Origin of the sequence: Segatella copri (genome assembly GCF_009494395.1) — a bacterium.
Classification (GTDB): domain Bacteria; phylum Bacteroidota; class Bacteroidia; order Bacteroidales; family Bacteroidaceae; genus Prevotella.
This window is the reverse complement of record NZ_VZCB01000013.1, coordinates 18,998-31,344: the sequence shown is the minus strand read 5'-3', so window position 1 is coordinate 31,344 and position 12,347 is coordinate 18,998. Positions and strand designations below refer to the sequence as shown.

At 43.8% G+C, this 12,347-nt stretch carries 7 protein-coding genes; all 7 read left to right on the top strand.

Going from position 1 to position 12,347, the window contains the following annotated elements:
* Positions 1 to 37 precede the first annotated feature (37 nt).
* The 7 genes from F7D73_RS01435 (at position 38) to F7D73_RS01405 (ending at position 12,249) form a co-directional block, all read left to right on the top strand.
* Positions 38 to 697 (top strand): DUF4468 domain-containing protein, encoded by a 660-nt coding sequence (locus F7D73_RS01435; RefSeq protein ID WP_153121960.1) that lies wholly within the window; start codon positions 38 to 40, stop codon positions 695 to 697.
* Positions 698 to 752: 55 nt separating this feature from the next.
* Positions 753 to 3,488, top strand: coding sequence for a GH92 family glycosyl hydrolase (locus F7D73_RS01430; protein WP_228117595.1), 2,736 nt, complete (start codon positions 753 to 755; stop codon positions 3,486 to 3,488).
* Positions 3,489 to 3,516: 28 nt separating this feature from the next.
* Positions 3,517 to 7,071 (top strand): GH92 family glycosyl hydrolase, encoded by a 3,555-nt coding sequence (locus F7D73_RS01425; protein WP_153121959.1) that lies wholly within the window; start codon positions 3,517 to 3,519, stop codon positions 7,069 to 7,071.
* Positions 7,068 to 8,117: a helix-turn-helix transcriptional regulator gene (locus tag F7D73_RS01420; RefSeq protein WP_153121958.1), complete on the top strand. Its 1,050-nt coding sequence runs from the start codon at positions 7,068 to 7,070 to the stop codon at positions 8,115 to 8,117. Before F7D73_RS01425 ends, F7D73_RS01420 begins: the two co-directional genes overlap by 4 nt.
* Before the next feature lie 355 nt (positions 8,118 to 8,472).
* The gene (locus F7D73_RS01415; RefSeq protein ID WP_153121957.1) at positions 8,473 to 9,723 is read left to right on the top strand and encodes an SPFH domain-containing protein; all 1,251 of its coding nucleotides are present in this window, start codon (positions 8,473 to 8,475) and stop codon (positions 9,721 to 9,723) included.
* A 13-nt stretch (positions 9,724 to 9,736) separates the two neighbouring features.
* Complete coding sequence (locus F7D73_RS01410; RefSeq protein WP_153121956.1) at positions 9,737 to 10,399, top strand: hypothetical protein; 663 nt, start codon at positions 9,737 to 9,739, stop codon at positions 10,397 to 10,399.
* Between the two features lie 14 nt (positions 10,400 to 10,413).
* Positions 10,414 to 12,249, top strand: a complete 1,836-nt coding sequence (locus F7D73_RS01405) for a tetratricopeptide repeat protein (RefSeq protein ID WP_153121955.1) — start codon at positions 10,414 to 10,416, stop codon at positions 12,247 to 12,249.
* Positions 12,250 to 12,347: the final 98 nt, after the last annotated feature.

The following is a 12,347-nucleotide window of genomic DNA, read 5'->3' as shown; positions in this document are numbered from 1 at the left end:
GATGAAGTTTATTTCATTTTGATAAAACTGTTTGATTATGAGAAGGAATCTATTGTTGTTATTACTGTGCTTGGCAGGCTTGCTAGCTGTAGATGCTCAAACATTGAGCCGTAAAGAGGTCGAGACTTACGTGATTAATCAATATGGAAAAAGATGGAAAGACATTGCGCTTTATCTAGGCGAAAAAGATACGTTGGACAAGGACAATGCTTTGACGTTTGAGAAAACTATCTCGGTGCAAGGCAAGAGTAAAAATGAACTCTTTGTCGATTTGAATTATTGGTTTCTGAAAACCTTTAGCAATGCTAGTTCATCGATAGAGATGGCAGACAAGGAATTGGGGGTTATCATGGCAAAGGGTTATTTGCCTGGCATTGCTTATCACTCGGGTGGTTATTCCTCTTATTGTGTCAATATTCGCCCTCTTGTGCGTTGCGACATCAAAGATGAACAGGTCAAACTGACGATAGTCGTTCCAAACTATGAGGTGACGAAAGTTGATGATGGTATTTGGAGTGCCATGCTGGATGAGGATTTTGACAAGCATCCCCCATATACTGTGAACGAAACATGGTCGCTGAATGTTTGTTTCCCTTTTGCGAAGAAAGATGGAACCAAGAAAACTTCCAGCAAGGCATTGGTGATGAGTCATGGATATGTGGAGGTCTTGATGAATCGCATTCAAATGGCGTTATAGCTGCGCCAAAATGTGGTAAATTTGAAGATTTTGGCGCAATTATTAATTAAAACGTATGAAGAGAAGCGTATTCTTAGTTATATTTTTTGCCTTTGGCTTCTTGATGACAATGGCGCAAGATTATTCCCGATACGTGGATCCACGTATCGGAAGTGAGGGATTGGGTAGAACTTTCCCCGGACCTTGCATGCCTTACGGGATGGCGAAGCCGGGACCAGATGCCGTGTCTATGCCGAATGCAGGATGGGCGCCGATGCCTGAGCCTGTCAAGGGATTCTCGCAGATGCATGTCAGTGGAACGGGAGGTGGACAGAAGTATGGTAATATCCTGATTCAGCCTTTCTTTGATGCTGGGGAAATCATCCAGAAACGGGTGGATGAGAAGATTGCCTTGGGATATTATGCGTGTACCTTTGAGAATGGAATCCGGACGGAGATTACCGCCTCAGAACGTTGTGCCTTCTATCGATTGGATTATGGCAGAAAGCAGAAGGGAAAACTCCTGATAGATGTGGCTACCTTCCTGGGTATAGATACGATTCCAGATAAGCGCGAAACTCAGCAGTATGTGGATTCGTATGTTACTTGTGATGGAAAATATGCCGTCTCAGGATGGAGTACTGTAAGGGGTGGCTGGAACAATGGCGACCCTTATACCGTATATTTCTATTTGCAGAGCGATGTGCCTTTATCTAATTGCGATACGCCTTTATCTAATAGCGGTGTCCCTTTATCTAATAGCGAAGTACCTCTATATAATAAGGTGAAGGAATCAAAGACAAGATTGGATGTTGCCTTCTCGAAAAGTACCGTCAATCTGAAGATTGGTATTTCGCATATCAGTGTTGCCCAGGCAAGGAAGAATATCCCGTCTTGTGGCTTCGATGCCCAGTTGAAGAATGTGCGGAAAACCTGGAACGGAAAGTTGGGAAAGATAGAAATCGCAGGAACCGAAAAGCAGAAGCGGATGTTTTATACAGCCCTTTATCATACGATGCTGATGCCTGTGGATAAGTCGGGTGAAAACCCTCATTTCTCAGCTACGCCTTATTACGACGATTACTATGCCATCTGGGATACTTACCGTACTTCCATGCCTTTGCTTACCTTGATTGAGGAACCCCAGCAGCGTGATATGGTCAATTCCCTGCTCAATATCTACAAGCATGACGGTTATATGCCTGATGCCAGAAGCGGCAACTGGAACGGCAGAACGCAGGGTGGCAGCAATGCGGATATTGTCATAGCCGATGCCTTTGCCAAAGGAATGAAGGGTATCGATTATGAACTGGCGCTGAAGGCGATGATCAAGGATGCCGAAGTGCCGCCAACGGATGATGATGGCTTTGTGGGCAGTGTGCCTGAGGAAAAGCATGGTAGAGGTGGATTGACGGAATATAACACGCTGGGCTATATTCCGTATGGAATAGACCGTGCCGGCAATCGTACCGTGGAGTATAGCTATGATGACTGGTGTATTGCCCAGGTGGCAAAAGGACTGGGTTATCCGGAACTCTACGATAAGTATATGAAGCGTTCGCATAACTGGCGCAACCTCTGGCGTTCTGATTATGAATGGCAGGGGATGAAGGGATTTATCATGCCGAGAGATGCGGATGGCAGATGGCTCGACTCTGTGCCTTGGGGCAAGTCGAAGGTCTATCATCCTGTGATTCCTTATCATCCGGATACCAAGGTGGCGCCCTGGTATCTTCCATGGTGGTCAACCTTCTTCTACGAGGCTTTGTCGGCTGAGTATAGTCTCAGTATTCCTCACGATGTGCCGGGACTGATTGAGGCTTGTGGTGGCAAGGATGCTTTCATCAAACGACTTGATACCTTCTTCGCCAATGGCCATTTCAATGTGGCGAATGAACCGAGCTTCATGACTCCTTACCTGTATCATTGGGTGGGGCGCCCTGACTTGAGCGTTCTGCGAATCCATCAGATTGTGAACGATAACTATGATGATTCTCCTGGTGGTTTGCCGGGTAATGATGATGGGGGAGCGATGTCGTCCTGGCTTATTTTCAATATGCTGGGATTCTATCCGATAGCCGGACAGAATCTCTATATCGTAGGTTCACCGATGGTTCCGGAATACACCATCCATCTGTCTAATGGAAAGAACTTGAAGGTGGTGAGAGAAGGAGAGAAATGGAAGCAGATGTTCATAACTCACGATGTGTTGATAAATGGTGGAAAACTTGTGTTCCCTCATTCTTCTGCTGTGGAAAAGGTTGTTGATAAAGCTTCCAAACCATTGAATATAAAGGAGAAAGAGAAATTCACACTTTGTGAACAACTTGTGGATAAATACGGGAAAACTATTCCTGTGCAGTTTATATCTCACTTCATTCTTAATCGTCAATATCGTCAATGGGAAGTGGGTGTAGATTCCGTGAGTATCCCTGATACCCTTGTGCTGAAATGTAATCAGTCGGTCTATCTCATCCCTCGTCAACTCGTGGCTGAGGCTGACGGATTCTGTTGGGATAGTCCGCAGAAAGGAAAGAACCTGTATGTTTGCAACCAATGCTCCAATCATGGAATGCGGGATGGCACCTTCCTGTTTATCTCCCGGAAAGCCCTGCAGCAACTTCTGGGTACAGGCTCTTTCGTTTATAATGGGATAGTATGGCGTAAGGTTTCGCAAGATGCAGAGAGCGTCACCGTGAAGGCTGAACAGGATGATACCGTGATGCAGATAGCCACCACTGGAAATCTCCCTTGGGTGCTGCGTATGGAAGGAAATCCTTTAGGTATTGATTGGAGGTTGGAAAAACAATAAAAAGGAGTATTCTCCGTTTCATTATTATATGAACAGAAAAGTAACATTATTATATATCTCTTTGGCTTGCGTGCTATCCATGCAAGCTCAGACTCGCCAGCAGATGGGTGGCGTCTATTATGCTTACCCGGAAGGTCCTTCTGCCAAAACTGGAACTTTTGGTACGGCTACCTATGTGCTGTCTGATTCTCTGAATGTTCCTCAGGGATATGCACCCTTTTATATCAGCCATTACGGTCGCCATGGCTCCCGTTGGATGCCGAAGGATGACCGGTATGTCTGGATCTGCAAGCATTTTGAAGATGAGAGTAATCTCACTCCGCTGGGTCTGCAGGTGAAGGGAATGCTGCAGCGTGTATGGGAGAATGCCAAGGGTAATGGTGGAAAACTGAGCAAGCTGGGTGCTCTTCAGCATCAGGGCATCGCTCATCGTATGTTTGAGCGTTATCCACAGATCTTTGCTGCAGACAATGCGGTGAAGGCCCGCTCCAGCGTGGTGGATCGTTGCGCCAGGAGTATGCAGGCTTTTACTTCGGAGTTGCATACCCTTCAGCCGGGTTTGAATCTGGATGTCAAGACCGATTCTGCCGATATGGCTTGGATAGCGTATGTCTCTCCTGAAATAAAAGCTTTGGAGAATCGTACGCATGTGCAGGCACATGTATCACCTCGCCGTTTCCTTCTTCAGTTATTTAAGGATGTCTCTCAAGTAGATGAACCCTTGAAGCTGATGACCGAGATGCATACGGTAGCCTCTTCCATTCAGGATGTAGGCTTGAATTTCCCTACTTATCCGCAGGACATAGAAGATCGATTGAATGCGCTGTTTACGGATGAGGAGTTCCGGGCTATCTATGATGCCAACAACCGTCGCATGACCATCAATAATGGCAACGACCCGACCAACGAGTCGATTCCGGCACGCTGTGCCATCTCGCTCTGGCAGAATATCGAGGCTGAGGCTGATGCAGCATTGCGTTCTCCCCGTTCTTCCGCAACCCTTCGCTTTGGTCACGATACGGCTCTTTACCGTCTCCTGTCGTTCCTTTTCGATACGGCTTCTCTTCCGCAGAGTGCCAGAGAGGATGAGGAAAAGGTGGTTTTGGGTAATGGGGTAGACAGGATGGACCGTGTGGTTCCGATGGCTGCCAACCTGCAGATGGTATTTTATAAGAATGCTCAGGATTCGGTCCTTTTCAAGTTCATGCTCAATGAGCGGGATATCCAACTGAGTGGTCTTGCTCAGGTAGAATACGGTACTTGTTATTATTCCTGGAATACATGGAAGCAGATGATGCACGAACGCATCCACAATCTGGAGCATATCCGCCAGCTCAATGCCCTCAATACGATGGTGGGTACAGCACAGGCGAATACCCAGACTGCCGGCATGTTTGGCAAGGGTAGCGAGGAACATGGACAAACCCTTCCGGCTGTCCTCGTTCCGAACGGACAGAACTTCTGGACGCCGCAGACACAGGATACCGAACAGAAATGTATTGCACCTTATTATTATAAGGATACCCACTTGCAGGGCTTCCGCAACAGCCATTGGATAGTGGGAGGCTGTACGCAGGATTACGGTTCCTTTACCGTAGCTGCATTGGGTGGTAACCTGCGTCTTCAGCCAGAGCAGCGTGCCACGCCATTCAGTCATGATGAAGAAATATCCCATCCTCATTACTATGCCGTTCACCTCAAGCAGGAACATCTCAAGGCAGAGCTCACGGCATTGAGTCATACTTCCATCCTCCGTGTCACGCCCGACAAGGATGAGCTGGTGCATCTGGTCATCAATCCGAACAGTGACGAGGGACAGGGGTATATAGAGATTGATACCGTCAACCATGTGGTATATGGCTATAATCCTGTTCACCGCATTTATCAGGGATGGGGAGAGCCGGCTGGTTTCAGCGGTCATTTCGTTCTGGCATACGATGAAGATGAGCTTGTGGATTACGGTGTCTTTGACGGTGATAACAGAATAAGTAGGGGATTGAAGATGCAGGACAAAGCTCGTATTGGTGCCTGGCTCACCTTCCGTGGCAAGGCAGGCAAGTCGATGGAGTGGCTGTCGGCTTCTTCCTTCACTTCCCGTGAGAATGCACTGGGAAATCTCAATGGCGAGAACTATATGTTCGGAGGCTTGGACTTTAACAGTATGATGCAGTTTGCTGCTGAGTTCTGGTGCGAGCGTTTCCATACCATTGATGTGGAGAGTAAGAATCAGTCCAAGGTGAACCAGTTCTATGGTGCCCTTTACCGTTCTTCATTCCTGCCTCATGAAATCAGCGATGTGAATGGTGATTATCCGGAGTTCTCTACCGGTACTCAGGTTGATTATTCTGTTTATGGAAACTATTCTCCATATAATGCCCTGAAGAAGTATGGCGATTTCTCGATGTGGGATATCTATCGTGCAGAGTTGCCGCTCTATAGTCTCATCACTCCGAAGCTCTCTGGCGAGATGATGCAGTCACTGGTCCAGATGTATCGGGAGGGTGGCTGGATGCCTATCTTCCCATGTTGGAACAGTTATACGGCAGCGATGATTGGCGATCATGCGAGTGCTGCTCTTGCTGATGCCTATGTGAAGGGCATTCGTAACTTTGATGCAAAGAAGGCATACGACGGCATGCGACAGAATGCCTTCTCCACTCCTTATTACAGCAAGGATTATAAAGACGGCAAGGGTCGACGTGCTATTACCTCGTATATTGAGAACGGATATATTCCTCTGGAGAATCCGGTGGCAGATGCTTTCCATACCAACGAACAGACATCCCGCACTTTGGAGTATGCCTATGATGATTTCGCCGTGGCTCAGATGGCGAAGGCTTTGATGGATTCTTGTCAGAATATTTCTCAACGTCAGAAGTATCAGGAAGATTATCAGCTGTTGATGCGCCGTTCTGAAAACTGGCGCAATGTCATCAATCCTTCTACGGGGTGGGCTGATGGCAGAACAGAGAAAGGTAAGTGGGAAAACAACCGTGATCTGGTTCATCGCAAGAGCTATATCACCGAGGGTGCTACCTGTCATTATACCTGGTATGTGCCACAGAATCCGGAAGGACTGTTTGAGGTAATTCGCAACAGCAAGTCGGCTAAGGGCGATGATCCTGTGGTTACCCGTCTGGATGATATGTTTGACAAGGGATGGTATTGGCATGGCAACGAACCATGTCATCAGATACCTTATCTCTATGATGCGGCTGGTGCACCGGAGAAGACTCAGGAGCGTGTTCATCATATCCTGAATACCGAGTATAATGATACGCCAGGTGGATTGTCTGGCAATGATGATGCGGGTCAGATGTCGGCATGGTATGTTTTCTCTTCCATCGGTTTCTATCCGGTTTGTCCAGCTACGCCAGAGTATTATATCGGAACGCCAAGCTTTGATAAGGTGACGTTGAATCTGGAGAACGGCAAAAAGTTCGTGCTTTCTGCGGATGGAGTGTCGAAGGATGCTTTCTATATCCAAAAGATGAGCTTGAACGATAAACCGTTTTGGGGCTATAAACTGTCGCATAAGGATATTTTGAATGGTGGTAAACTTAAGTTTCAGATGAAAAAATGACAGAGCATATTACTTTCTTTATTTATGGATTGTGCGTGATGTTCTATTCGATGATGGTTTGGATGTTCTATCGAAAAAACAAGGAAAAGCTTTCTAGATTAATCACTTGTCTGATGGCTATCTTGGATATGGAATGCCTGAAGGACTTGTTGCTGTTTGTGGATGGCATTGGTGCGCAATCGACTATTTGGTATCTGATGAATGCTATAGATATGGTCATCATACCTTTCTACATGTTCGTCTTGATGGAGTTGGTGAAGCCAGGATGGCTTACTTGGGGCAAAGGCATTTTGCATGAGGCAATCTTTATATTGCCTCTAGCCGTGTATGCTTTCACTCGCAAGGTTTGTTGGTTTGATGTTCTTGCTGGTTGCGGTGCCGTTTATGGAACCGTCACTTATGTGCTGATGTTCTTCTATATTGCTCGTTATCAGCGCCAGCTCAAGGAGCGTTTCTCTTATCAGGAAAATGTCAATCTCCATTGGCTCAGGGGCATTCTCACTTGCTTCTTCATCATTCTCATAGTTTGGTCGGCGAGCTGCTATATGTTTGATGTAGATTTCGACAATGCTTATATGCTCTGTTCGTTGGTTGCGTGGATGGTAGTCTCTTACTTCCTGTATAGGCATGAGTCTGTGTTGGATGAGTTGCAGGAGCCTGATGCACCACAAAGTGATGGAGATACAGGTAAACCGGTATTGGAGGGAGACATATCTGCGATTATCAACAAATTGTTTGTCGAAGAAAAGCTGTTCCTCAATCCACGTCTTAAGTTGTCGGATGTGGCACGGCTTGTGGGAACGAACCGTACTTATCTCAGTAGATTTTTCAATAAGGAAAATGGATTGACATTCTATGATTATGTGAATAATCTCAGAATCAAACATGCCGAAGAGCTCTTGCTGACCACTCAACACTCCTTGGTTGAGGTAGCTGAGAAATCGGGTTTCAATTCGCTCTCCACTTTCCGAAGGGTCTTTGAGGGAAGCCATCATTGTACTCCTAATGCTTTCCGCTGTGTTCACCTTCCCAAAAAGGAGGAGTGAAAATGGATTGATAATGAGCTGATTGTATGATTTGACGTGTCGTTTTACGGAATGACACGTCATTTTTTTACGCTATGGTTTAGCATTTTTACCCTTTGAACCCTGATTTATCGACAAAAACGCTACCTTTGCAATATCAGAAATGATAATGATATTGAAAACCTTTAATAATATAAACGAACGTATGAAGAAAATCTTAACTCTATTTGTAGCTCTTATTAAAAAAGGTTGGCTACTTTTTTACGTTATAGCTTCTTGTTTTTTACGACTTGAACATTGTTGTAAGATAACTTATAGTTACTTTGCAACCAAAACTTATTGATAATAAAGTTTATTCAATCTAAATATTGTATTTATGAATCTATTTAAAAATCTACGTTCTAAAGGTAACACTTATGATGGACAAGGTGATGAGCGAAAAGGTTTCATTGATAATGTCTTTGTAAATCTAGAGAAAGGATGCCTAGTTCACAGACATCCTTACGACAATTTATCCACTCATGCCAAGGTTACAGTTCAAGAGGGACAACAGATGGTTTTTATGTCGGAAGGAATGTACTCCGACTTATTGAAGCCAGGTGGTCACACCCTCTCTACTAATAATATTCCTTTTTTGGAAAAAATAGTAAATATTCCATTTGGTGGGGAGACTGCGTTTAAAACCTCTTTGTATGTTGTAAGCACTATAAGACATCGCTTTGCTGGTGATGATGCTGGATGGGGTGTCGGTCTTACCATTCGTGATTATTCTTTGTGTGATGAAGGATTGACAATCAAAGTTGGTGCTTTTGGTAGTTATGAATTTCGAATTACTAATGCTATCGCTTTTATTAGAGAATATGTAGGAACAGAGCATGATGTATATTTGGAAGACTTTGCAGATGAATTCTCTTCAGCGGTCTCTCAAAGAGTAACTTCTGTTATTAGTCAATATTTTAGTCAGAAAAGAGTTGGCGTTACAGAAGTCAATAATTATCTCCTTGATATTTCTGATTATGCCCGTAAGCATATTAATGAGTATTTTGAGGAGTATGGCTTGGAGCTTACGAAGTTCGATGTGGAGGGAATAAATCCGCATGAAGATGATTCCAACTATCAACAGATTCTTCAAGCTCAGTCTGAGGCAGGTTCAATGGATTTGGAAAGCCGGGCATTGGCTAGAAAACGCCAACGTGAAGGATACTCTTATCAGCAGGAGCGACAGTTGGATGTAATGGAAACTGCTGCCGGTAATGAGGGAACTGCAGGCAATATAATGGGAGCAAGCATGGGACTCGGAATGGGGGTTGGCATTGGTAATGTTTTTGGAAGTCAAATAGAAACCGTTGCACATAGTGCTATGTCTGGAGTTCAGGCTCCACCTCCACCCCCACAGTCCATGCAAATATATGTTTGTCTCAATCAGCAACAAGCTGGTCCTTATGACTTGCCTATTTTGCAGCAATTGGTATCGCAAAATCTTTTAACTCAACAAACGTTGGTATGGAAGGCAGGGCTTCCATCATGGGTGGCAGCTGCTACTTTGCCAGAATTGGCGGTGTTGTTTACGTCTGCCACTCAAACTCCACCACCTGTTCCTCCTGTACCTCCTATTGTTCAACCGTAAAATTAATTTAAAAATGAAAGAAAATCCGTTTTATTCATGGTTAACTCCTTTGCTCGCATTTGGGGTTACACTGTTGGGATTCCTGCTTTTGATGCCAGATTCCCCTACGGCGTTTTATTGGATTAATATGCTCTATACTTTCTTCTTGGAAGCCTTGTTCTTCGTATGGCTTCAAAAGGGGCATGCAGAAATAAAGAATATAACGAAGCAGACTCCTTATTTTAAAGTCTTCCTAGGTATTAGTACCTTGTATTATATTGGTGCTGCATTTTTATGGATGATTTATTTCTTCTTGTGTGGTACTGAGCTGGGGCGTCAAATTCTTTGTATTCATTTTGATCTTCCTGAAATACTAGCAACATTTCCAGAAATGTCGATTCGTCTTTATCTTTTTGGAATATTGGCTCTAACAGTGATTTGGGTGGTTGTTGCAAGTATAGTAGGACGACATGACATGGAATACAATGTGCAACAAATTCAATTAGAAGATAATACCAACGATGTTAGAATGTTGGTGAAAGAACTGACAGAAATGGCAGAGCAACATATGACTTCCGACAGTGAAAGAGAGTGGAAGAAGTTAATACGTGAAGCTGAATCTATAATACCTTCTGAGGTGGTGAACGAACGTGCTCGTTTGCTTTCAAAGGCAAATAGATTACTTAACATAAACTAAACGATAGATAAGATATGGCACAGTTAAAAATCCAAAGATGTAAAGTCTGCACAAGTCCATTGCCAGTAGGCATTGCTAAGTGTCCTAAATGTGGAGCGGAACATCAGTTTGTTCCAGAAGTGGTTAATCCTTTGTTATTTTCTGCAAGTCAAGCAGAGAATCTGAGAAAGGCTTTTGAAACCGATCCAAAGAGTAGTCCTCGTGATGTGAACTCATTGTTCGGAAAAGGCTTGGTTTATTTAGCTTTACAAAACTATGAGTTGGCAAGTCTTAATTTTAAGACGGCAGTCGATCTGACTCCGAGTGATCCTGATGTTTATTATTATTATGCATTGTCTCTTTTTGCTCATCGTTCACCTGTGCTTTTGTCCGATCTTGAGGCTGAACGCATAGAAATGTGGTTGCAGACTGCTATAAAAATTTTACCTAAAAGAAAATATCTTATCTTAGAGCTGCTTCTACTTCAAGGTGCATTTAAGGGTAAAGGAAAGGCAATCCCTGCCGATAAAAAAGAACCAGAGCAATTGTTGTTGCAAGCCAAGCAAACTGTTCAGGAGGAGGATGAACTTTACGAAATTGAGCAGCATGTCCTAATAACTGATGAACGCAATTTGGAGTTTGTCAGTCAGTTGCGAGGCAAAGACGTGGAATCTCATTCTTGTGATGATATTCTTAAGCAAAGTATGTGTTGTTATGCCAATGTATGTAGCTATCCAAAAGGACATGATGACGAGGTCATAACTGATGATGGTGTCGCAAAATTAATGAATCCATCGGAGAGAAAAAAATTCTTCTTGGGCATCAGTAAACCGGAAAAACCTTGTTTGGAGAAAAAAGATACTTTTGTGGAGCCTTGTTGGGTCTGCTTGAAAAGCTTTGCAGTTGGTTTTGCAGTTTGGTTTGTGTCTGTTATTATTCTTTGCTTTACTGGATGGCTTGATGGAGCGAAAGTGGATAGATTTACTCCAGGTGATACTGTAGAAAAATATAAGGAGAGCCATATTGTTGTGGGATATTTCTATGATGCTTCGGAAGGTAGGGTGAACGTATGGCATGAACCTACGGAGGAGGAAATCGCTTCTTTGCCAGCGGAAGTAAAACAATGGGAAGTTAATGGAATAGCAAGTGGGTGGCGTTTTCTGGCAACTATTGCTCTGTTCTTTTTTGGACCGTTGATATGGATTAGTAGAACATTCTTGAGTTTCCGAGAGACCATTCTTTCTAGAAGATATACAGAGCGAAGAAATGTTCGAACAATGGCCGATTATCAGGAGAGGTTAACTTGTTTCTTGCAAAGACCTACTGTTGCGGAATATATGAAGTTCTGCCAGTTGTTTGCAGGACCTAATGCTGGATTGGTTAATCAAGGTGATTTTGTTTCAAATGCATTGCGTCAAGCTCATATTTCAGAGAGAGATGTCACCAAAGGTAAGGTATATTTCTTTAATGGTTTCTTTGATGCTAGATCATCGTCTCCAGGCGAACCACAAACTATTTTGAGAAAAATGAGAATTAATGTGGCGATAGCGATGACTGATCGCGTGCTCTATATGCATGGCGTTTGGGATACTTTAGAGGATGAAATCCCAATGTTGCGACGTGACGATCTTTTGTATAGTCTGATAGCTATGTTTAAGAAAGAGGATGGACAAATTTCTATTGTTTCCAATACTGGCGTTAACTTGGCACCTATTGTTACAGATAGTTCGGGATTGCCTTGTTTGTTCCAGTATCAGTCGTATGATAGTCAGAATGTTTTGACATATAGTAGAACTCGTACAACCAATTGTGCCGATTTTTATACGTCTCTGATTGATATGCACGGACGTTATAACAAACAAGGTGCATAAAGATGGAGTTCTAAGATAATCTATCAATTTATATATCGTAAAAGAACCTGTTCAGATTGTTTCTGACAGGTTCTTTTTAGTCCTTGTTGCTTCCTCCG